Annotated in this window: 20 protein-coding genes; 16 read left to right on the top strand and 4 right to left on the bottom strand. The window is 38.3% G+C overall.

Going from position 1 to position 23,683, the window contains the following annotated elements:
• Positions 1-5 precede the first annotated feature (5 nt).
• The 4 genes from QCD85_RS00620 (at position 6) to QCD85_RS00605 (ending at position 4,700) form a co-directional block, all read left to right on the top strand.
• Entirely contained in the window at positions 6-2,144 is a 2,139-nt protein-coding gene (locus QCD85_RS00620; RefSeq protein WP_301261347.1) for a hypothetical protein, read from the top strand.
• The gene (locus QCD85_RS00615) at positions 2,141-2,446 is read left to right on the top strand and encodes an EscU/YscU/HrcU family type III secretion system export apparatus switch protein (protein WP_301261346.1); all 306 of its coding nucleotides are present in this window, start codon (positions 2,141-2,143) and stop codon (positions 2,444-2,446) included. The genes QCD85_RS00620 and QCD85_RS00615 overlap by 4 nt, the downstream gene beginning before the upstream one ends.
• Positions 2,443-2,811, top strand: a complete 369-nt coding sequence (locus tag QCD85_RS00610) for a YraN family protein (protein ID WP_274170325.1) — start codon at positions 2,443-2,445, stop codon at positions 2,809-2,811. The genes QCD85_RS00615 and QCD85_RS00610 overlap by 4 nt, the downstream gene beginning before the upstream one ends.
• A gap of 125 nt (positions 2,812-2,936) precedes the next feature.
• On the top strand, positions 2,937-4,700 hold the full coding sequence (locus tag QCD85_RS00605; protein ID WP_301261345.1) for a YifB family Mg chelatase-like AAA ATPase: 1,764 nt from the start codon (positions 2,937-2,939) through the stop codon (positions 4,698-4,700).
• Between the two features lie 99 nt (positions 4,701-4,799).
• Here QCD85_RS00605 and QCD85_RS00600 read toward each other — a convergent pair whose 3' ends face one another.
• Positions 4,800-6,380: an FAD-dependent monooxygenase gene (locus QCD85_RS00600; protein WP_301261344.1), complete on the bottom strand. Its 1,581-nt coding sequence runs from the start codon at positions 6,378-6,380 to the stop codon at positions 4,800-4,802.
• A gap of 119 nt (positions 6,381-6,499) precedes the next feature.
• Here QCD85_RS00600 and QCD85_RS00595 point away from each other — a divergent pair, with 119 nt between their 5' ends.
• Both QCD85_RS00595 and QCD85_RS00590 read left to right on the top strand, forming a co-directional pair.
• Positions 6,500-7,129: a TetR/AcrR family transcriptional regulator gene (locus QCD85_RS00595; protein ID WP_301261343.1), complete on the top strand. Its 630-nt coding sequence runs from the start codon at positions 6,500-6,502 to the stop codon at positions 7,127-7,129.
• Between the two features lie 402 nt (positions 7,130-7,531).
• Positions 7,532-8,605, top strand: a complete 1,074-nt coding sequence (locus tag QCD85_RS00590) for a glycosyl hydrolase family 18 protein (RefSeq protein WP_301261342.1) — start codon at positions 7,532-7,534, stop codon at positions 8,603-8,605.
• An 83-nt stretch (positions 8,606-8,688) separates the two neighbouring features.
• Here QCD85_RS00590 and QCD85_RS00585 read toward each other — a convergent pair whose 3' ends face one another.
• On the bottom strand, positions 8,689-9,936 hold the full coding sequence (locus QCD85_RS00585) for a replication initiation protein (protein ID WP_273615758.1): 1,248 nt from the start codon (positions 9,934-9,936) through the stop codon (positions 8,689-8,691).
• A gap of 736 nt (positions 9,937-10,672) precedes the next feature.
• On the opposite strand from QCD85_RS00585, the gene QCD85_RS00580 reads away from it, so the two are divergent.
• Complete coding sequence (locus QCD85_RS00580) at positions 10,673-11,347, top strand: sulfite oxidase-like oxidoreductase (RefSeq protein WP_273615759.1); 675 nt, start codon at positions 10,673-10,675, stop codon at positions 11,345-11,347.
• 19 nt (positions 11,348-11,366) lie between these two features.
• The gene (locus QCD85_RS00575; RefSeq protein WP_301261341.1) at positions 11,367-11,522 is read left to right on the top strand and encodes a hypothetical protein; all 156 of its coding nucleotides are present in this window, start codon (positions 11,367-11,369) and stop codon (positions 11,520-11,522) included.
• Between the two features lie 173 nt (positions 11,523-11,695).
• On the opposite strand, the gene QCD85_RS00570 is transcribed toward QCD85_RS00575, so the two are convergent.
• Together QCD85_RS00570 and QCD85_RS00565 are read right to left on the bottom strand one after the other, a co-directional pair.
• On the bottom strand, positions 11,696-12,334 hold the full coding sequence (locus QCD85_RS00570) for a hypothetical protein (RefSeq protein ID WP_301261340.1): 639 nt from the start codon (positions 12,332-12,334) through the stop codon (positions 11,696-11,698).
• Positions 12,335-12,720: 386 nt separating this feature from the next.
• Positions 12,721-13,149, bottom strand: coding sequence for an organic hydroperoxide resistance protein (locus QCD85_RS00565; RefSeq protein ID WP_204824589.1), 429 nt, complete (start codon positions 13,147-13,149; stop codon positions 12,721-12,723).
• 231 nt (positions 13,150-13,380) lie between these two features.
• On the opposite strand from QCD85_RS00565, the gene QCD85_RS00560 reads away from it, so the two are divergent.
• The 8 genes from QCD85_RS00560 to hslU all read left to right on the top strand — a co-directional run bounded on the left by QCD85_RS00560 (position 13,381) and on the right by hslU (position 23,443).
• Positions 13,381-13,863, top strand: coding sequence for a MarR family winged helix-turn-helix transcriptional regulator (locus tag QCD85_RS00560; RefSeq protein ID WP_273615762.1), 483 nt, complete (start codon positions 13,381-13,383; stop codon positions 13,861-13,863).
• Positions 13,864-14,140: 277 nt separating this feature from the next.
• Positions 14,141-15,298 (top strand): ADP-forming succinate--CoA ligase subunit beta, encoded by a 1,158-nt coding sequence (sucC, locus tag QCD85_RS00555; protein ID WP_273615763.1) that lies wholly within the window; start codon positions 14,141-14,143, stop codon positions 15,296-15,298.
• A gap of 42 nt (positions 15,299-15,340) precedes the next feature.
• Positions 15,341-16,270 carry a succinate--CoA ligase subunit alpha gene (gene sucD / locus QCD85_RS00550; RefSeq protein ID WP_273615764.1) on the top strand — a complete coding sequence of 310 codons (930 nt, stop codon included), beginning with the start codon at positions 15,341-15,343 and terminating at the stop codon, positions 16,268-16,270.
• 275 nt (positions 16,271-16,545) lie between these two features.
• Positions 16,546-17,685, top strand: coding sequence for a DNA-processing protein DprA (dprA, locus tag QCD85_RS00545; RefSeq protein ID WP_301261339.1), 1,140 nt, complete (start codon positions 16,546-16,548; stop codon positions 17,683-17,685).
• Between the two features lie 37 nt (positions 17,686-17,722).
• Entirely contained in the window at positions 17,723-19,828 is a 2,106-nt protein-coding gene (gene topA, locus QCD85_RS00540) for a type I DNA topoisomerase (protein ID WP_273615766.1), read from the top strand.
• A gap of 176 nt (positions 19,829-20,004) precedes the next feature.
• Entirely contained in the window at positions 20,005-21,336 is a 1,332-nt protein-coding gene (gene trmFO / locus QCD85_RS00535; RefSeq protein ID WP_301261338.1) for an FADH(2)-oxidizing methylenetetrahydrofolate--tRNA-(uracil(54)-C(5))-methyltransferase TrmFO, read from the top strand.
• Between the two features lie 35 nt (positions 21,337-21,371).
• The gene (gene hslV / locus QCD85_RS00530; RefSeq protein WP_204824583.1) at positions 21,372-21,914 is read left to right on the top strand and encodes an ATP-dependent protease subunit HslV; all 543 of its coding nucleotides are present in this window, start codon (positions 21,372-21,374) and stop codon (positions 21,912-21,914) included.
• A 128-nt stretch (positions 21,915-22,042) separates the two neighbouring features.
• Entirely contained in the window at positions 22,043-23,443 is a 1,401-nt protein-coding gene (gene hslU / locus QCD85_RS00525) for an ATP-dependent protease ATPase subunit HslU (protein ID WP_301261337.1), read from the top strand.
• Positions 23,444-23,683: the final 240 nt, after the last annotated feature.

Raw genomic sequence — 23,683 nt, 5'->3', positions numbered from 1 at the left:
TTACTATGAATATTGGATCACTATTCCGTGGACTTATAGGAGATAGCAAACCAGGTGAAGCACGACAAATGGAATTGAAAGAAGGGCAAGTTGTCCGCGGAGTGGTGACAAGCGTATCTGAAGATGGACAAGAAGCTGTTGTCCAAATTCAAGGAGTCAAAGTAAGAGCCAAATTAGAGACTCCTTTACAACAAGGCGCAACCACTTTACTACAAGTACAGCCTCCTGATCAAGATGGAATGCCTGTGCTCAAACCTGTAGCAGGAAATCCAGCGAATCCTTTACCTAATGCATCTATGGGAGAAGTATTAGATTCGTTTAATTTACCAGATACCAAAGAAAATCGTGAAATGATTACTCAAATGAGAGCATCCGGTATCACACTTAATGCAGATAACGTCAAAAATATACAAGCTACTCTTTCTCAAAAGCCAGCCGGTGTACCTGTAGGAGAATGGGTACAATCTGCGGCTGTAGCTATTCAGCGAGGTCTACCTGTTACAGCGCAAAGCGTGAGCGGTCTACAACAAGCGATATTCGGACCTCCGCTTCATGATCTATTAAGTAATCTGGATAATCTTGTTCGTGCTACAGTGCCACAAGTACAAGACAATGCAGCCAATGTAAATACAGGCACAAATGCCAATCAAGATCCAGAGACTGTATCTTCAAACACATCTGGAAATAACCCGGCAGTTAACGGAAATACCAATCCAGCACAAAGCAATAACACAACGTCTGCTTTACTGGGAAAATTACAGACTGTGCTTGATCAATTAGGAAGTATAGTGGCTCAATCTGGAGATCAGGCTACAGATGCGACTGGTGGTAAATTAACTTCACCAGCTGTACCGAATCCTACTGTGTCTCAAGCACCAACAGCATTTGCGACGATGGCAACAGTCAATACTCAAGCACAACAAGCAGATGATATCACTCCATCTGCTTCGACAACGGTTAGCCCATCGTTATCTGCAACAACAGATGATGCCGAACCTGTTACAGCGAACTCTACAAATACAGCATCAACAGTCAATCCCAAAGTGCAAACCACAGAACCCTGGTTAGGTCGTGTATTGAAATTACTAGGAGCAGAGCATGAACAACAGATGGTACGTGCAAGTGTCAATAACCCTTCACCTGAAGCAGTAACTACACGCACTGAGCAGACACCAGCATCTCTAAATGCTAATGGGCTAACGCAAGCACAGGCATCTTTAGATCCGGCAACGTCTCGTAATGGAAATCCAGCTCTTGCGCCTAATGTACTGAATAGTACATTAAATAATGGAGTAGAAGAGCAATTACCTGCGTCTCGTGTTGCGAATTCTGCGAATCCGAATGCACTGCAACAAACAGTAGCTAATGATTTACTAATAGATCCAGAAATAGAATTAAACAATCCAGCGAATAGCAAACAAGCTACTACCAATGCACAGACAGTAGTGAACGGGCAAAATGTACCAACAGATGATCTTCTACCGAATGCTGCTCTATTGAAAAATCCTAATAGTCTAGAAGCCACCAATCCGGCTCATATCGCTCAACAGATGGCTTCTCATACAGATGATGCGGTTAGTAAAGCTCAAGATACTTTAAAAGGGCTTTTGCTTCAATTAACTGCCGCAGATGATGTGCCACCTGCACTGAAAGATGCTGCACAACAATTGGTTCAACAATTAACCGGTCAGCAGTTATTATTAAATACTGATCGTACAGCACCATTTGCACAAGTGACGATGTTTGTCCCGTTTAGAGGGCCGGATGGACAAGAAACGGCTTCTGTACAGATTCAGTCTCGTCGTGGCCCTAAAGGAGAACTAGACGCTTCTAACTGCCGTCTATGGTTCGATCTCGATATGCATTCATTAGGACCAACACTTGTCGATGTGCATGTAGTAGACAAAATTGTGACTCTTAAAGTGCATAATGATCTAGAACAGCTTGCTCCGCTTGTCGAAAGTAAACGCGAAGAGATGGCTAGCGCTATGGGAGCGCTCGGATACCAATTGCTATCGCTCAAAGTAGATACGATGCCAGTTCGATCAGATACAGTGAACGACAATAGTCTTGGCATGTCAGATAGCGATCTTTTACAACGGTATGCACCGCCTGATTACAAAGGGGTGGATATGAAAATATGAATAAACCCAAAGACGATATGGCCATGAGAGCCAAAAGAGCAGTTGCCCTCAAATATGATCCGAATCAGAATACAGCTCCAGTAGTAGTCGCCAAAGGAAAAGGGCGTATCGCTGAAAGTATTCTTGAGAAAGCCAAAGAAGCTGGTGTCGCTGTTCAACAAGATTCTGCTTTGGTAGAAGTATTGTCCAAGCTTGATCTTGATCAACAAATCCCAGGTGAATTATTTGAACTGGTTGCCGAAATTCTTAGCTTTATTTATCGTGCAGATAAGAATTTGAATCGAGGCGGTCGGGGTCGGTGAAAACAGATGATCGCAAATATAAAGGACGTATCGCTGAAGATACAGCAGCTTACTATTTAGAACAGCAAGGTTATCAGATCGGCTATCGCAATTGGAGCTGTCGTAGTGGTGAATTAGATATTATTGCTTATCATGAAGGCACGATTGTGATTGTTGAGGTGCGCAGTCGTACAAGTGATCTATTTGGTACACCTGCTGAATCGGTAGATTGGCGTAAGCAAAAACAAATTCGTGAAACGGCTGAAGTCTATGCTCATCAGAATCAGCAGTCTCATTTTCCTTTCCGATATGATGTCATAACGATTCAGATGAATTATTCATATCAGGTAGTAGAGTTAGAGCATATTGTAGCTGCTTTTGTCTAATGGATGTCAAAATAAAAATCTATTGAAAATAGAGGAAGCACCCTTTTTCAGTAAACCATCATGTATATCCGCACTGTGATCAGGAGCGAGATTTAGAAGGTTTTGGAGAAAGGGTGTTTTTTGGTATGTATGGTAAATTATTTAGCGCTTGTTTACAGGGAATCAATGGAGTAATGGTTGAAGTAGAGACCGATTTGTCGAATGGTCTACCGATGGTAGTTATTATCGGGTTGCCAGATTCAGCTATTCGAGAATCAATCGAAAGAGTACGTTCAGCTATCAAAAATTGTGGATTTACTTTTCCTAATCAACGAGTAACGATTAATCTAGCACCAGCCGATTTGCGTAAAGAAGGATCGGCTTTTGATCTTGCGATTGCTATGGGGATTTTGACCACAAGTGATCAGATTATATTACCGGATGCAGAGCAGATGTTGCTGATCGGAGAATTAGCATTAGATGGTACATTGCGACCTGTGCCGGGTGTATTATCAATGGTAGATACAGCTCGTCAACATGGTTTGAAATCGGTATTGGTTCCTCAAGAAAATGCAGCAGAAGCAGTATTGGTTGAAGGAATCAATGTGTATGCAATTCATCATTTGAATGATTTATTTGCGAATGCACCACATCAGCCTACTATCCCAAAAGATCAGTCTGCTCAGCAGGATCATATCGAATCATTTCGAATGTCTTTGCCAGGTCAACCGGAGATTGTAGTCAAACAAATCCAGACCAACTCGTCTTCAAATGATCCTATAAATACATCTCAATCTGTTAAAGATATATCAGGTATAACTAAAAAGAAATCCGATCCACGTAAAGTGGTAGTGCTTCCGCCATTACTTGTGCAAAGATCAAAAAAGCAATATATCAACCATTCTGTTTCAACGATGCAAGAAGATTATGGAGATGTATTTGGGCAACAACATGTGAAGCGAGCATTGATGATTGCTGCTGCGGGAATGCATAATATTTTGTTACTGGGACCGCCGGGTACAGGGAAGACGATGCTAATTAAACGTCTACCTACGATTTTACCGGTATTAACTGACTCGGAAGCATTGGAAGTGACTAAGATTTTTAGTGTATCAGGACGATTCAAAGACTCTAACGCTGGATTGATCTCTGTACGTCCTTTTCGTGCGCCTCATCACAGTACAACAGTCACAGGGTTGATTGGAGGAGGAAGTATACCCAAGCCGGGAGAAGTGAGCCTAGCGCATCAAGGCATTTTATTTTTAGATGAATTGCCAGAATTTCCGAGATCGGTATTAGAAGTATTGCGACAACCATTAGAAGATCATCAAGTGACAATCAGCCGTGCGCGAGCGGTATTTTCATTCCCAGCTAATTTCTTATTGGCAGGTTCAATGAATCCATGTCCTTGTGGATATCTTGGAAGTACCCATGCGGCTCATCCTTGTACTTGTAGCCATAGTCAGATTGCTCGTTATCGCTCCAAAATATCAGGTCCTTTGTTAGATCGGATAGATCTGCAAATAGAAGTTCCTCGACCTACTGAGCAAGACTGGCAACGGGCAAAAGCAGGAACAGAAGATATCGGTTACGATTCGGCTAGTATGCGCACAATCGTAGAGCAAGCGCATCAGATTCAATTAAAACGATATCAGCATTTGGATATTCATTGGAATAGTGAATTGTCTGGTAAATGGTTACGTGAGTATACATTCTTATCAGATGCAGGTAATCAATTGCTAGAAACAGCATTTGAACAATTAGGTATGAGTATGCGAGCTAGAGATCGAATTTTGAAGTTGGCAAGAACGATTGCTGATCTGGAAAATATGGAGCAGATACAAGCGGTTCATATTGCAGAAGCGATTCAATATCGGCAATTGGATTTGAGTCAGCCAGTGAATGGATAAGTAGTGCTATGTATCAATAGAATATAGATCAAAGAGTGAAAAGAAGGAATGACTAATGTGATCCCTTCTTTTCTTTTTTATTCGTTTGCATCATATGTTCTATTTCACTGGAGTATGTGAGCAATAGATGGAATTTAAATATTGTAAAATAGACGATGATTCTTCTATAGAAGTACGGAGTGCAATATAGCCATCTGGACGGATCAATAGGAGTTCTTCACTTAATATATTGTAAATTCGATAAGCATTTCCTGCGTGATCAATGATATGATCTGTTCTCTTTGTATCAGATGGAAGTATACAATATAGTCGAAGCTGATCATGAATAAGATTTTCTAATACAGAAGAATCAGTATGATTTACAAAAGCCAAAACTGTCCAATGTGTACCACGGAGCAGATCAAAAATATTTCCGGAAAATTCTTTGTTTTGCATAATATCAGCATTAGGAGCACGATCTCCAGGTAATAAAAGAAGAGTATCTTTTCCAGTAAATGAACGATTAAGAGAACTGGAGCGATAGGAAATAGGAAGCCCGCTTGTCAGATCATCGGATACTGTACTTAAAGATTGCGACAAGGATCTACTTTCAGTCACCGTTGCAGTAATTGCTTTGATTTTCTTAGAACTATCTTGAAGAACAGCTTGAGCAACAGGACGACGTTCTTCATCATAAGTATGCAGTAAAGTAGCATCTGCTCCTTGAAGGACAGCGGCTAGCTTCCATCCAAGATTGTAAGCATCTTGTATACCTGTATTCATACCCTGACCTCCTGCTGGAGAATGAACATGTGCTGCATCACCAGCAAGGAACACTCTGTTGTTATGATAACATTCCACCATCCGCACATTGACTCGGTAAATAGACAACCATGATGCATGAGTGATCTTAACAAGACCGGCACCAGCACGTTGATCCAACATAGCTTGATACATTTCTAATGATGGTTCTGCGGGATTTTGAATTTCTGTTGAAATAGTAGCTTGTAGTTGCCAAATATTCGATTGGGGTAGTGGAGTTAGTCCTAACATTCCTTCTGAAGATGTCCAAATATGAATATGATCACGATCCAGACCTTCTAATTGGATATCTCCAAGATACCACCGCTCATCATCATATGTTTCCCCAACCAGTGGCAATTGAATAAACTTACGAATATTACTTTTACCACCATCCGCACCGACTACATAACGAGCATGAATTTGCTCTTCTCCTTGTGGTGTCTTGACCGTTACTGTTACTCCATTCAAATCTTGAACAAGGTTTAGAGCTTCTACACCTAACTCGACTTGACCACCAAGAACAGCATAGCGATCACGTAATGCTTTTTCTACATCAAATTGAGCAATCCAGACTGGATTACGGTAAGGTGTCTCAAACTTACTACTGACAGCCACAGTAATAGAAGGTTTGTCTATGCTTTTACCATCTGGAGTATGATAACGAACAGGCAAATCTACAACACCTGTGTCCAAAATGTAATCAATCGCTTCCAAATCATCAACGACTTCAAGTGAACGAGGTTGAATAGCTTTGGAGCGTGATGCTACGTTATAGACGGGATTTTTATCAATGATACGATGGTTAATGTGTCGACGTGCAAGATCACAAGCAAGTGTAAGTCCTGTAGGCCCAGCTCCAACAATAAGCACATCAACAGAAGAAAATAGAGTGTCCATGTATAAAATCCTCCTTGGAATATAGCAGATTATAAATTATACTACACCGTGCAGTGTAATTAGTAAAGTGGAATCTGAATCAAATTTTGATAATATACTTAATAAGGGGGAATATGAGAATGAATACGATAGAAAATAAAAAGATTCGTAAAGGTTCTTTAGATAAACGAGCTAAAATTATTGAGGCAGCACGAGAACTTTTTTTATCTGAAGGATTTAATCAATCGAGTGTTGATGCTGTTGCTAATAGAGCAGGAGTGTCTAAGCGCACAGTGTATGATTATTATGGAGATAAACAACACTTATTACTTGCTGTTATGGAAGAAACGAGTGTAACTGTTCTGAATATGATTGAACAAGGGATTTCAGATCACCTTTTGGAATTTGATGATTTGGAGCAAGCTCTTATTTTATTTTGTGAACAAATTGTTGCCTCTGCAAATGGTTCATCTGATTACAAAGCTTTGATTCGCCTAGCTATGGTAGAGGTTGCTAATTTGCCAGAATCTTTTTATGAAAATATGGATCAAGCAACAGAGGAAAGTATTATCAAAAGATTTATAGAGTTTGGAAAAAATAAATTACTGGATATACCTGATCCTCGTATGGCTGTAAAGCACTTTGTTGCTTTAACTATTCTTCTTGTATTTAATCAGCCTAAACCTGAAGCTTTGGATCAAGAACAAGTGAAGCATATTATTACTGAAGGTGTACGCGTTTTTCTTCGTGCTTATGCGCCTACTATGTAATCAAAAAGAGAAGTGGCTATAATAGCTACTTCTCTTTTTAAGATTGATTGATTTCTAACATACGTCAAATGTGTAATCACTAAAGTATTTTTTGCTCAACTATTGCCTAACGTAATCACCTGACATTAACGGTGGATCACTCTGCTATGATAAATAATTTCGATGCCTTTATCAGCTAGACGTGGTAACATGGCTTGAACTTCTATATGTATTGTTTTTGACTCATATCTACAATATATCAATTTAACTTTTCAGCAACTGTTGCATAAAATTTTTGTTCTTTTTCCATGTGATAGCTTAATTGTATATATGACATATGTATTTATGGAATATAATGGTACTATATGATAAACATAAAAGATATGCTCTGTAAGACATACTCGTTAGTAGAGAGGAACACATATGACTAGAAAAAGTACGTTTATTGTAATGATCGTAGTTGGTATATTTATGATTTGTACAGCGATTGGATGGGCATCTGGTAGTAAAGGCAAATCAATAGCACAGACAAAACCTATCGTGCTTGGTTATTATACTGATGCATCGCCAGCAGCATTTAATAAATATCACAGTTATATGAATCAAATGTCTACAGATACATTAAACACAGATGGATCTGGCAATCTGATCGGGAGCGTTCCTAAGCAAGCTGTTCAACAAGCGAATAAGTGGAAGATCGATACATTTGCGCTTGTTTCTAACTACGGGGAAACAGATTGGGATCCAGAAGCAGCACATGACGTGATAACAGACCCTATAGCTAAGAAAAAGCTGATTGCAGGGCTTTTACAAACTGTCAAACAAAATCAATATCGAGGGGTTAATCTAGACTTTGAATCTCTTGTGCCAGCAGACCGTCAAGCACTTAGCACCTTTGTACGCGATACAGCCAAAGTCATGAAAGCTAATGGATTTCAAACGATGGTATCTGTACCGGCCAAACAGAAAGATGATCCCAAAGATGGCTGGTCTGGAGCCTATGATTATAAAGCGATCGGAAGCGCAGTAGATTGGTTACAAGTGATGACCTATGATGAACATGGCGTATGGAGTGAGCCTGGTTCTTCTGCCGGCAAAGAGTGGATACAATCTTCACTCGCTTTTGCTGTAAAGCAAGTACCTTCCAATAAAGTATTAATGGGATTACCAGCATACGGTAATGATTGGAATGTTACACAGACTACACAAAAACATGATGATCAAAATGTGATGCTCAGTTGGAAAGACACTCCAGCTTTACTGGCAAAATATCATCTTACGGGTAAACGAGATAACGTTTCTGGTTCTATGATCGCACGCTATACAGATAGTCAAGGCGATCAACATGAGGTGTGGTATGAAGATGCAACAAGTATTGAGCAAAAAGCAAAACTTTCTCAGCAATACAATCTTGCCGGGGTATCTATGTATGCTATAGGTATGGAAGATCAACAGTTCTGGCAGGCAGCACAAAAAGGAGTCAGCGCAACAAAATAAATAATTATTGTATTAGCAGTAGCTGGCAGAATAAATGTAGGAATTTCCAGTATAAACACAGTGAAATGTAAAAAAGAACTACTCTATAGAGTGGTTCTTTTTTCATGTTCAGTTACTTCTGATATAAATACGTCAAACGTATAATGATAAAAGTATTTTTTATTGAGATATTGCCTAAAGTAACCACCTGACATTAATTGTGGATCACGAACATCTGCTGTGATGATTTCGATATCTTTGTCAGCCACACTTTGTAACATCGCTTGAACTTCTATCTCTAACTGTTCTTGACTCATATCCACAATATACTGATTTAACTTTTCAGCCACTGTGGAATAATATTGTTGTTGTAACTGGGACTTTTGTTCTTTTTCCAATTTGAGAGCTTGTTGTCGATCCAGTTCGATATCTAGTTCTGTTTTCTTTTTACGATAGTCATTTTTTAGAGCAGCGACAGTATAAGCTGGAATATCATGTACACGGCCACTTAGTACATCTATTTTGACCACATCTAGAATCTCTGTAATATATTCTTTTTCATACGATTTTAGAATAGTCTGAATCGTGACTGTAGTTAATCCAAATTCTTTTTTTAAACGATCGCTTAACCGATTGGCTGTATGAGGTTGTACAGCAGCTAATGCTTCAGTAGGGGGAAGAATGGTGACTGTCTGCTTGGCTTTAGTTTTGATCGTAAATACAATTTCATCTACTTTACGACCACTTTTGCGTTCTACATAATTGAATTCGATATCGGTACTTTTATTGATTTCTTGCTGTGCTTTGGTAATTACACGCTTTTTAAAATCAGAGTACACTGGATACTGATCTTCAATACCAAGTAATTCTTTTAACCGTTGAACTTTAAGGGTTCGTTGCCCTAACTTTTCGTATTGTTTCAACAGTTCATAAATCCGCATCGAATAAGCACTTTTCAATTTTAAAATATCGTTTAACCGAAAAGAAGTGAATTTTTCTTTCAATTGAAGCAGATAAGGTTTTAACTTGGGTGAAAATTCTACTTCGATAATACCTTCATTAGGAAAGTATTCCGCAGACGCTAACCAGTTTACTTGTAAGTTTTCATTTATGTAAAAAGGGTGCGACATTAGATTAAGCGTATATTCTTTCACTTGTGCATAAATGTTTTTGTTTTTAACACCAGCTAATTTGGCGAATTCACTAATCTTAAAACGATATCGTTGAAACTCCTGATCATCAGGCGAAATAATACTAATAAGCACATAAATAATACGTAACTCTACTACACTCATTTTTAAAGGCATTTCAATAAGATCATTAGACTTTGTAACTAAATTATTTTTCTTCATATGTTATAACCTCCAAGACGTTCCTTCATTATAATAGATTATCTGGTATAAAAGTAGCTTAATCAGCACAATGATTTCCTTTGAGTTGTTTATCTTATTTTACATACCTTGTTTTTATTGTTTTAAAATATTTACTTGTTTAGCATCTGGTAAATGTGTTGGTACTCATAGCTTTGCAGTCATAATATAAGACAAAAATAGGGTGAAAGATGGACAATTATAGGGTCAACTATAGACCAAAAGAGGGCAATTCCGAGACAAATTTAGGGTGACACTATAGACAAATGTAGGGTAGAATGCGACAAAAATAGGACAAAGTATAGACAATAGTAGGGCATACTATGGACAGAAATAGGGTCTCAATCAACGATCAATATGATCCAATAAAAGCTGATTATAAAACGAAATGCGACAAAAATAGGGTGATAAATAAGCAAATAATGCTTTTCTACGGACAAAAATAGGGTGATGATACAAAAATCAAAATATTGACCCTATTTTTGTCCATAGTAAAGTTAAAATGAGCTTGTTTTGCTGAAAATATACCGAATACAAGCGATTTTAAAGTAAATGACCCTATATTTGTCCGATTTCAATTTATGATCAAAATCGATCCTGTATATAAAGCATTTGTACAAAGTATTTGTTAGTACACATATCAGTAACTGTTGCTATAAATGGGTAATGATTAATGTTAAAATATAGAATATACATGAAATAGATGGGAGAGTTGATGATGCAAAATAAAGCAGATCGTCTAAAAGGCGCTAGAGTTCCTCAAACGCCTGAATTAGGGCAAGATATGCAACATCGTTTACCTCCAGGGCAGACACTTACTGAAAGCTTCCCGATTTTGCATGAAGGTAGTGTACCTGAGTATGATATGAATCTATGGAATCTACGTATTTTTGGAGAAGTAGAAGAAGAGCAGTTTTTTACATTTGAAGATTTGCAAAAGCTACCTGTTACGCGTACTGTGAGCGATATTCATTGTGTAACTCGCTGGTCTAAGTTTGATACCGTATGGGAAGGTGTTAAGTTTTCAGATTTGATGAACGTACTAAAAGTGAAATCTGAAGCCAAATATGTAATGATTCATGCTGATCCTGATTATGAGACCAATGTAGCACTGAAAGATTTGATGGATGAAGATGTATTGTTAGCTTGGAATTACGATGATAAGCCTATTACAGCCAAACATGGTGGACCATTGCGTATGATTGTGCCGAAATTTTATTTTTGGAAAAGTGCAAAATGGATACGTGGCATTGAATTTATGAAAGAAGATCGACGAGGATTCTGGGAAAATCATGGCTTTCACAATGTGGCTGACCCTTTCCAAGAACAACGTTTTTCTTCAGATGAATATGAAATGCCAGAAGATGAATGGAAGTATTGTGAAGCGGACTAATCATTAGGAGCTGATAACTATGAATGGATTAGGCTTTATTATCGTAACAGTAGTTTCTGCGGTAGCTGGTGTACTGTATTATGCAGGAATTGGCAAACGTATCGCTGAAGAAGAAAAAAAAGCAGGGCGAGATCTTACGTATGAGATCAATCCTTTTACAGGTGGAAGAAAGTAAATATTCTGTTAGTTGATCGTAGCAATACTGAGCACAGCTAGAATACTTAAAATAATAGTACAAAAAAGAACCGTTCCCTAAGGACGGTTCTTTTTATTCGTTGATCGAATGTGAGCCTAGAAAAGTAGATACTTGATGTATATAAATACTACTTCAAAGGGGATAAACTACAATTACAAGCTATCTACAGCTTTTTGCAGTTTAGCATCTAACATACCTTTTTCTTTGCTACCTTGGTTTAAAGAAGGTTCAAACCAATATACTACTACAGCATTACCTTTAATATATGTTGATTTGTTCAACAAGTCATAAGGAGTTTTGCTTGTTTGAGTTTTCAAATCTTCTAGACCTTTTTTAGCATCGTCAGCAGACTTGAAGCTATAAATTGAAACCGTTTCTTGTTTATTTAAATCTTTATCAGTAACAAAACGAGTGGCTTTCACATCATTCAATACCCAACTGTTTTGTTCATCTGGAGCAGAAATCAAATCGATTTTTTGTGCTTTGATTGCACTAGCTACTTTATCAACAGAAATATCAGATTTAGCGCTATCTGTAGTCGTATCCATTGTCGCTTTGTCTGTGCTTTCTGTTGCTTCGTCTGTCGCAGTTGCGTCTTCGCTTGTGCTGTTGTCGTTGTCAGTTACAGCTGTACTTTCTCCTGTTGTTGTAGAGGAGTCTGTCGCTGTAGATTCATTCGTTGTTGTTGGTGTTGTAGTGCTAGCTGGTGTTTGAGTGCTGTTATTAGAACAGCCGGCGGTCGCAGCTACAACGGTTAGTGCAAGTAGAAAAGTACTGATTTTGAGTTTCATAAAATGGACCTCCTGTTTGTTAAGTTCATCTTTACGTTGATGAATCTTTTGAATATGAATAACGAAATAACGTTTTTCACTATAACATACATACACATAACAGTCGATTTTGACACGAACCTTACATATTGTAACAAATGTCAATCCATTATAAGAATGATGATATTCCTGTCATATCAAGGGTTTGAAGGATTTGTAACGAAATTGTTCTTTCTGAAAATAAATCATAATAAAAACAAAATTGTTTTATGTACAGACAAAAAAGAAGCAGTTAGGGGACTGCTTCTTTCGTTAAATCGATATCAAAATGATCTTCTAAACTCTATATAAGGGGGTAGAGTTAGAAAGGGTTTATAGGGATAGTGTACAAGTTGGACAATCTAAAATTAGATAACGTTTAATTCAACAGCGATGTTTCCACGTGTTGCACGAGAGTAAGGACATACATTGTGAGCTTCTTCTACCAGTTTAGTAGCTACTTCACGATCTACACCTTTAACCAAAACATCCATTTTTACAGCTAGCGCAAATCCGCCATCTTCAGCTTTACCAAACATTACAGTAGCGTTTACTTCTGTACCTTCGTGTTTGATTTTTTGCATACGAGCAACCATATTTAGAGCACTATCAAAACAAGCAGAATAACCTGCTGCAAATAATTGTTCAGGGTTAGTACCAGCACCGCCAGCGCCACCCATTTCTTTTGGTGTTGCAATATCTAAACGAAGTTCAGGACTAGAAGATTCAATATAACCTGCACGTCCGCCGACTGCTTTTACTGTAGTTTCATACATTTTTTGTTGAATTGTTAACATGAATAACTCCACCTTTTCGAACGATTTATTTTACAAAATTAAATTTAACACAATTAATATGAAAAGTAAAATATTTTTCGCTATATTTATGTAAATCAGTAGATTTTATGATATAATCATACGTATAAAGTAGATTTCGCACACTCTTGTTCGTCACTAATTTTGTCGTTTTGGGTAAATATTAGATAAGAATATTTATATTTCATATTAATTATAGGTAGGTGATATAGCATGACTACAGAATCAAATGAGTATCCACACCCGCAGTTAAAGCTTGAAAATCAACTTTGTTTTGCTATTTATGCTTCTTCTCGTGAGATGACTAAAATGTATCAGCCATTGCTAGATCGTTTGGGAGTAACTTATTCTCAATATTTAGTGATGATTGTTTTATGGGAGAAACAAGAATGTACAGTTAAAGAATTAGGAAATGCGTTGTATTTGGATTCAGGTACATTGACTCCATTACTTAAACGTCTGGAAGCAGCAGGCTTAATTATTCGTAAGCGTTCTACAGAAGATGAGCGTAAAGTGCATATTACATTGACTGAAGCCGGTCAAAATTTGCAAGAAGAAGCAGTTAATATTCCGAATGATGTTTTAACCGGAACATGTATGAATACGAAGAAGCTAGAAGAATTATTAGGTGAATTTAAACAGCTACTTCATAACATTCACCAAACGAATGTCGAAATGGCGAATAACAAGTCTTAATGGATACAAAATACGTGTATCTTGTGCAATAGAATAAAGCTTTAAAATCAGCCCTTTTATCGAAATTTGGTAAAAGGGTGTTTATTTTTTTACTTTGATAGCGTATACATGATATATTAAGTAAGAGCTAGCTTACTCAAGATAACTTCCAGTAAATGGAGTAAATTGGCGAAATTTTTAAGGAAAGCGTTTTAAAAACATGTTACAATATTGAAGGTTATTGATTTGCCGGGTGATGTTGCCGGAATGCATTCATGTTGATAGGAGGATTTATTGAATGAATATCCATGAATATCAGGGAAAACAAGTACTTAAACAGTACGGAGTAGTAGTACCGGAAGGTAAAGTTGCTTTCACGGTAGAAGAAGCTGTAGAAGCAGCTCAGTCACTGGGCAGCCCAGTGTGTGTTGTCAAAGCTCAAATTCACGCTGGTGGCCGAGGTAAAGCTGGCGGAGTTAAAGTAGCTAAAAGTCTAGATGAAGTACGTACGTATGCTCAAGAAATTTTGGGTAAAGTGCTTGTAACGCATCAGACAGGACCTGAAGGAAAAGAAGTAAAACGACTTCTAATCGAAGAAGGCTGTGATATTCAAAAAGAATATTACATAGGCGTTGTTATCGATCGTGCTACAGGTAGAGTCGTCATGATGGCTTCTGAAGAAGGCGGCACTGAGATTGAAGAAGTCGCTGAAAAAACACCTGAAAAGATTTTCCGTGAAACTGTAGATCCGGCTATTGGGCTACAAATGTTCCAAGCTCGCAAACTAGCATATGCAATCAATATTCCTACTAAGCAAGTGAACAAAGCAGCTAAATTTATGACTGCCTTGTATACTGCTTTTATCGAAAAAGATTGCTCAATTGCAGAAATCAATCCGCTGGTTGTAACAGGCGATGGTGAAGTAATTGCTTTGGATGCGAAATTGAACTTTGATTCTAATGCGATCTTTAGACATCCTGATATTCTTGAACTTCGTGATCTGGATGAAGAAGATGCAAAAGAAATTGAAGCTTCTAAATACGATCTAAGTTATATCGCTCTTGATGGTAACATCGGTTGTATGGTCAACGGTGCAGGTTTAGCGATGGCTACAATGGATATTATCAAATATTATGGCGGCGAACCGGCTAACTTCCTTGACGTAGGGGGCGGTGCAACAACGGAGAAAGTAACAGAAGCTTTCAAAATTATTTTGTCCGATAGTAGTGTAAAAGGTATTTTCATTAATATATTTGGTGGTATTATGCGTTGCGATGTTATTGCTAACGGTGTAGTTGAAGCTGCCAAACAAATCGGTCTGGATCGTCCTTTAGTTGTAAGACTTGAAGGTACGAACGTAGATTTAGGTAAACAAATTCTCGCTGAATCAGGGCTAAACATCGTTGCCGCGGATTCTATGGCGGACGGAGCACAGAAGATCGTAGCTCTCGTATAAAATCCAGGACCTAAATTAAGTGATAGGAGCTGTGTCTAAACAATGAGTATTTTGGTAGATAAGCATACAAAAGTCATCACTCAGGGTATCACCGGGGCAACAGGACTCTTTCATACTAAGGGTGCGCTAGATTACGGTACTCAAATGGTAGGCGGCGTAACACCTGGTAAAGGTGGAACTGATGTTGAGATTACACTCGAAGATGGCAAAACTGTAAAATTGCCAGTCTTTAATACAGTTGTAGAAGCCAAACAAAAAACTGGTGCTACAGCAAGTGTTATCTATGTACCTCCTGCATTTGCAGCTGATTCTATTCTTGAAGCAATCGATGCTGAACTAGATTTGGTTATCTGTATTACAGAAGGTATTCCAGTATTGGATATGGTCAAAGTATCCCGTTATCTAGAAGGCAAGAAAACAGTTCTTATCGGACCTAACTGCCCGGGTGTGATTACACCAGGTGAGTGTAAAATTGGTATTATGCCAGGTTACATTCACAAGCCAGGTTATGTAGGTGTTGTATCACGTAGTGGTACATTAACGTATGAAGCTGTTCATCAATTGTCTACTCGTGGAATTGGTCAATCGTCTGCAGTAGGTATCGGTGGAGATCCAGTAAAAGGTTCAGAATTTATTGATATTCTGAAATTATTTAACGAAGATCCCAATACACGTGCTGTTATCATGATCGGTGAGATCGGTGGTACAGCAGAAGAAGAAGCTGCAGAGTGGATTGAAGCGAATATGACGAAGCCTGTTGTAGGCTTTATCGGCGGCGCAACAGCTCCTCCAGGCAAACGTATGGGACATGCAGGCGCAATCATTTCCGGTGGTAAAGGTACTGCTGCTGAAAAAATTGCTAAATTAGAATCTTGCGGTATTAAAGTAGCACCTACTCCTTCTGAAATGGGTTCAACACTTGTTGAAGTTTTAGAAGAAAAAGGTCTTTTAAGTGAGTGCACTACGCACTAAAAAGAACTTTAATCTATCGGTATAGACTTTTAATGGCCTGTTCTTTATAATGGGTGTAATTAGATAGTGACAGACGTATAAGGTAAGCAACCTTTGTATTCTCTTGAGGAGACAAAGGTTGCTTTTTTTGCGTTCTTTTTCGTTTATTTTGAAAAAACAGCTCTAAATAATGGAAGAAAATACCTAAAAATGAAGTAAACGCTTGCAAAATAGTTAGGTTTACGATTAAATGGAGAAGGATGATTTGTTCCTGCTCCTGAAAAGGAGATTATATTATGAATGAGAAATTAATATGGCTTGGACTATGTGAAGCTTCTGGAATAGGTTGGAAAAGAATGAGCGATATATTACAGAACCATGTAGATCTGCGCGAACTGCCGGAATGGGATGCCGGAAGCTGGCGTGGATTAGGCATGCCTGAAAAAGTTGCTCAATCTTTACCACAGCAGTTACAACCGGAATATCTGATGTCCAAAATGAAGAAGTATAAAGATCAAGGGATTCATATTATTACTATGCTAGATGAAGAGTATCCTACTTTAATGAAGGAAACTTTTCAACCACCCTGGATCTTATATGCTAAAGGAAGATTAGAATTATTATCGAGCTTCTGTATAGGTATGGTTGGAACAAGGGTTCCGACAGCTTATGGTCGTAAAGTTGGTGAGTTACTTGCTGGTGAAATGGCAGAACGTGGTGTTACGATAGTAAGCGGGATGGCTCGAGGAATAGATAGTGTCTGTCACGATGCGGCGCTTAGAGTAAATGGATCAACAATCGCAGTACTAGGTACAGCTATTGATATGATCTATCCAGCGGAAAATCGTTCACTGTATCATCGAATAGCAGATCAAGGATTGATTTTGTCCGAGTATCCAATAGGAACCAAATCTTCGCCAGGTCTATTTCCACAGCGTAATCGAATTATATCAGGGCTTTCGTATGGTTCTGTTGTTGTCGAAGCAGATGCTAGAAGTGGATCGTTAATTACAGCCGATTTTGCAATGGAACAGAATCGTGATGTATTTGCTGTACCGGGTCCGATCACTTCTCCTAAAAGTCAGGGTACACTTTCTTTACTCAAACAAGGAGCCATTCTGGTTACATCTACAGAAGATATAATGAAGGAATATGATTCAAGTTTAATTAAACGGTGTGATAATCCGTACGAAATGAAAGAAAATTCCAGTGAAATTAGCGACTCAAATGCTTCGATTTCACCCTTTTCTCAAAAATTCGATTTGACAACAGACGAAAAAACGATATACCTTATATTGGAGCAGGGTGATGCAACAATCGATGAACTTCATGTTCAATCGAATTTTGATTTTGGACTTTTGCATACGGTTCTGTTATCTTTAATCATAAAAAAACAGATCAGTCAACGCTCTGGCGCGTTATATACCTTAATATAAATCACATAAAAGATAAAATGAAAGGGGGACGAACCTAATGGCAGATACACTTGTTATTGTAGAATCACCAGCGAAAGCGAAAACAATCGGTAAGTACCTGGGCAGTAAGTATATTGTGAAAGCATCCATGGGACACGTTCGAGATTTGCCGAAAAGCCAAATCGGTGTTGATGTAGAGCATAATTTTGATCCTAGATATATCACTATTCGTGGCAAAGGCTCTATCCTCAAAGAATTAAAAGATGCCCGTAAAAAAGTAAAAAAAGTCTATCTCGCAGCCGATCCGGATCGCGAAGGTGAAGCAATCGCTTGGCACTTAGCCCATGCGCTTGATGTTGGCGAATCCGAAATGTGTAGAGTTGTTTTTAACGAAATCACCAAACAAGCAGTCAAAGATGCTTTCAAAACACCACGCCAAATTAATATGGATCTTGTTAACGCACAACAAGCGCGTCGTATATTAGATCGCTTGGTGGGTTATAAAATCAGTCCATTATTATGGAAAAAAGTAAAAAAAGGTTTGTCCGCAGGTCGTGTACAATCTGTAGCTGTTAAAATTATTATTGATCGTGAAAATGAAATCTCTGATTTCGTAGCTGAAGAGTACTGGAGTATTACAGCGAAGTTAACGATTAATGATACTACGTTCGAAGCCAAGTTCAACAAATTGAACGGTGAGAAAAAAGACCTTCATAATGAAGAAGAAGTTAAAGAAATTTTGGCGGCTATTGGAGATTCTTCTTTTGAAGTCACCAATGTAAAAGAGCGTGAGCGTTTGCGTCATCCTTCAGCTCCATTTACTACATCTTCTTTACAACAAGAAGCCGCTCGTAAATTGAATTTCCGTGCAGCAAAAACAATGTCTGTAGCTCAGCAGTTGTATGAAGGTATTGATCTAGGCAAAGAAGGTACTGTTGGTCTTATTACTTACATGCGTACAGATTCTACTCGTATCGCTGCATCAGCACAAGAAGAAGTGAAAGAGTTTATTTTAGAAAAATACGGTAAAGAGTTTGTTCCTGATGAACCACGCCAATATTCTAAAAAAGCTGCTAATTCTCAAGATGCGCATGAAGCGATCCGTCCTACGTCTGCTGTACGTGATCCAGATTCTCTCAAACCATTAATGAGTCGTGATCAATTCCGTCTTTATAAATTGATTTGGGAACGGTTTGCCGCAAGTCAAATGTCTTCCGCAGTATTGGATACATTATCTGTTGATATTGCAGCAGGTCCTACTACTTTTCGTGCGGTAGGTTCCAAAGTACGTTTTCAAGGATTTATGAAATTATATGTTGAAGGCAATGATGATGGTAAAGAAGAAGGCGACAAATTTTTACCACCACTTGCTCAAGGCGATCAACTTCAAAAAGAAGAGATTGAACCCAAACAGCATTTCACTCAACCGCCGCCACGCTATACAGAGGCACGTCTAGTAAAAACGTTAGAAGAGTTAGGGATAGGACGACCAAGTACGTATGCACCTACACTCGAAACGATTCAAAAACGTGGTTATGTCGCGATTGAAGAAAAGAAATTTATGCCGACAGAACTGGGCGAATTGGTTATTCAGCAGATGGAAGAATTTTTCCCTGAAATATTAAATGCTGAGTTTACAGCGAATATGGAACAGAACTTGGACCATGTGGAAGATGGGGAAGAAGACTGGGTTCACGTATTAAGTGAATTTTACGAATCTTTTGAAAAACGCTTAGAATTTGCTGAAGAAGAAATGAAAGAAATTGAGATCGAAGACGAAGTGTCTGACGAGCTGTGTGACAAATGTGGATTGCCAATGGTTTATAAATTAGGACGCTTTGGTAAATTCCTGGCATGTTCTGGTTTCCCAGATTGTCGTAACACCAAACCGATTATTAAAGATATTGGGGTTACTTGTCCAACATGTAAAGAAGGGCATGTCGTTGAACGCCGTAGTAAAAAGGGTCGGGTATTCTACGGTTGCGATCGTTATCCTGATTGTGATTTTGTATCATGGGATCGTCCATCACCTAAACCTTGTCCAGTCTGTGAATCAATGATGGTCGAAAAACGTAACAAACAAGGTGTGAAGTTGCAATGTACTCATTGTGATCATACTGAAATGGTGGAAGAACCAGAAGATGAGGCATTAGAGGTGGATTAACGTTTCCTTTCTACAAAATAGGATTTTGAGACTTTTTCACGTATAATACGTATCATTAAATACAGTGTGGATCTTTTGGATCCACGTTACCTATCATAACTTGTATCTTGTTTATTCAAACAGGGTGCAAGTTATAACTATTTAGATTAAGTGCATTATGCAGGAGGTTTTTTATTGTGTCAGATATTCAAAAAGTAACGGTTATTGGAGCAGGTCTTGCAGGTAGTGAAGCAGCCTGGCAAATCGCAAGTCAAGGTGTACCTGTTACCTTATACGAAATGCGTCCTGTGGTAAAAACACCAGCGCATCATACAAATCAATTTGCAGAGTTGGTATGTAGTAACTCTTTACGTTCCAATACTTTAGCAAATGCAGTAGGCGTAATGAAAGAAGAAATGCGTATGCTGAATTCGTTAGTTCTTGGAGCAGCAGATCGTCATGCCGTTCCAGCCGGTGGAGCACTTGCTGTAGATCGTGATGGATTCTCTGGTGAGATTACTTCTACGCTACACAATCATCCTTTGGTGACCGTAGTTAATGAAGAATTACAACAAATTCCTACAGACGGTATTGTGGTTATTGCGACAGGACCTTTAACATCGCCTGCATTGTCGCAACAAATTCAATTACTTTTAGGTGAAGAATATTTCTATTTCTATGATGCAGCAGCTCCTATTGTAGAAAAAGATTCAATTGATATGAATAAAGTTTATTTAGCTTCGCGTTATGATAAAGGTGAAGCCGCTTACCTGAACTGCCCGATGAACGAAGAAGAGTTCAATGCGTTTTATGAAGCACTGATCGAAGCAGAAACGGCTCAATTAAAAGATTTTGAAAAAGAAATCTATTTTGAAGGTTGTATGCCTATCGAAGTGATGATGAAACGTGGTAGACAAACAGCTTTATTTGGACCGATGAAACCAGTAGGTTTGGTTAATCCTCATACAGGTGAATTGCCTTATGCGGTTGTTCAATTGCGTCAAGATAATGCAGCAGGTACTCTTTATAATCTAGTTGGATTCCAAACGCATTTGAAATGGGGCGAGCAACGTCGTGTATTTTCTATGATTCCTGGTCTTGAAAATGCAGAGTATGTTCGTTTTGGTGTGATGCATCGTAATACGTTTATCAATTCTCCTAAGCTGTTAGAAGATACATATCAGCTTAAAAATGATCATCGTATTTTCTTTGCCGGACAGATGACAGGTGTAGAAGGATATGTAGAATCTGCCGCATCTGGTTTGATTGCTGGTATGAATGCTGCACGTCTAGCTAAAGGGCAAGAATTGCTTCATTTACCTTTGGAGAGTACACTAGGAAGTATGGCTCACTATATTACACATGCTGATCCAGATCATTTCCAACCGATGAATGCTAATTTTGGTCTATTACCTAAACCAGAAAAACGTATTCGTAATAAAAAAGAAAAAAATGAAATGCTGGCAAATCAGGCTTTAGAAAGTATTAAAACTTTTTTTGAGCTAGAGCAAACAGAAGTTACACAATAATTCACGTTTGATTATGTAGAGGAGGGGAAGTATAAATGGATCTCTCATTTCACGCTACAACGATATGTGCTGTTCGTCACAATGGTAAAGCAGCTATAGCTGGTGATGGTCAAGTCACATTCGGACAAAATGTTATTATGAAGCAACATGCTAAAAAAATACGTCGCCTCTATCGTGGACAAGTATTAGCTGGATTTGCTGGTTCGGTAGCTGATGCGATTACGTTATTTGAAAAGTTTGAAGCGAAGCTTGAAGAGCATCATGGTAATTTGCAACGTGCTGCGGTAGAGCTTGCTAAAGAATGGCGTTCTGATCGTGTACTTCGCAAATTAGAAGCTTTATTGATTGTTATGGATCAAAGCGGAATTTTGTTAATCTCTGGTGGCGGAGAAATTATCGAACCGGATGACGATGTTATTGCGATCGGTTCTGGAGGTAATTTTGCTTTGTCTGCTGCACGTGCACTTAAACGTCATGGTAAAGATTTAGAAGCAAAAGACATTGTGGAAGCTTCACTGCATATCGCTGCGGAAATTTGTGTATATACGAATGATAATATTATTGTAGAAGAATTGTAAGATGGACCGGTGCTACTGCGTACTTTAGTAACAGGTGCGATAAGCACCGGTTTTTATATAATCGTTATACTGTTTAATCACTATAGTTACTATCAGTTCACTACTTTTATCGATATGGAGGTAAGATCATGACAACCACTGCTTTGACCCCTAGAGAAATAGTTACCGAATTGGATAAGTATATTGTTGGACAAAAAAATGCTAAAAAATCGGTTGCAGTTGCACTTCGTAATCGTTATCGCCGTAGTCTTTTGCCTGAAAATATACAGGATGAGATTGTACCAAAAAATATTTTGATGATCGGGCCAACAGGTGTAGGTAAAACAGAGATTGCCCGTAGGCTCGCGAAGCTCGTTCATGCTCCGTTTATCAAAGTAGAAGCAACCAAGTTTACTGAAGTAGGTTATGTTGGACGAGATGTAGAATCTATGGTGCGTGATCTTGTAGAAACAGCTATTCGTATGGTCAAATTGGAACGTACTGAAAAAGTAAAAGATCAAGCAGAAGAAATGGCAAATGAACGTATTGTCGAAATTTTAGTGCCTTCTGGCTTTAAAAACAAATCACAACGTAATCCGCTTGAAATGCTATTTGGTAATCAAAATCAAACGGAAGAACCTCAGACTAATTTTGAGCAAGATGGTTCGATTCAAGATAAAAGACGCAGAGTGCGTTTTGATCTATTAGCAGGCAAATTAGAAAATGATGTGATTGAAGTAGAAGTAGAAGATTCTATGCCTTCTTTGATGGATATGTTTGCAGGTCAGGGCAACGATCAAATGGGGATGAATATGCAAGAAATGTTAGGTAGCTTTTTACCTAAAAAAACAAAAAAACGTAAACTTCCGATTAAAGATGCTCGCAAAATATTAACACAGCAAGAAGCGAACAAATTGATGGATATGGACGATGTGAATCAAGAGTCACTACGTCGTGCAGAACAAACGGGTATTATTTTTATCGATGAGATAGATAAAGTAACCAGTTCTGGGCGTGGTACAGGCCCTGATGTTTCTAGAGAAGGGGTACAGCGTGATATCCTTCCGATTGTAGAAGGTTCTACGATTATGACGAAGTATGGCCCGGTCAAAACAGATTATATTTTATTTATAGCAGCCGGTGCTTTCCATACGTCTAAGCCTTCTGATCTGATTCCAGAATTGCAAGGTCGCTTCCCGATTCGGGTAGAACTGGATAGTTTGACATTAGAGGACTTTGTAAATATTTTGACAGAGCCTGAAAATGCATTAACAAAACAGTATGTCTATCTTTTACGTTCGGAAAATATAGAATTGGAATTTTCTAATGAAGCTATTCGAGAAATCGCTTCGATCGCAGCGGCAGTTAATCAAAACACTGAGAATATCGGTGCACGTCGTTTGCATACGATTTTAGAAAAACTGTTAGAAGATTTATCTTTTGAAGCGCCAGAATTGACGTTAGAGAAAATGATTATTACACCTCAATATGTACAAGAAAAATTACGTGAGATTGCTCAAAACAGAGATTTAAGTCAATATATTTTGTAATGAGCTACGTCTCTAGCACCTGTACTAGTCGATAAAGACCGAAATTGAATAGGAAATCATCTTTTTAGGAAAAAGGTGGGGTACTGTTTCTCAAAGTTCCCCGCCTTTTTCCTATATTTTCGTAGTCGCGAAAGAGGTATGATGAGTACAGAAAGAAAAACGTTGTACAAGTTATTGTTAGATGATCCGATATAGTAAACAACACGTATATATTATACTAGCCATTTTACAATGAATAAG

Source organism: Paenibacillus sp. PsM32, from assembly GCF_030433815.1.
GTDB lineage: Bacteria > Bacillota > Bacilli > Paenibacillales > Paenibacillaceae > Saccharibacillus > Saccharibacillus kyungheensis.
Note: the sequence above shows the minus strand (reverse complement) of the source record. Positions and strands in the feature narration are given on the sequence as shown.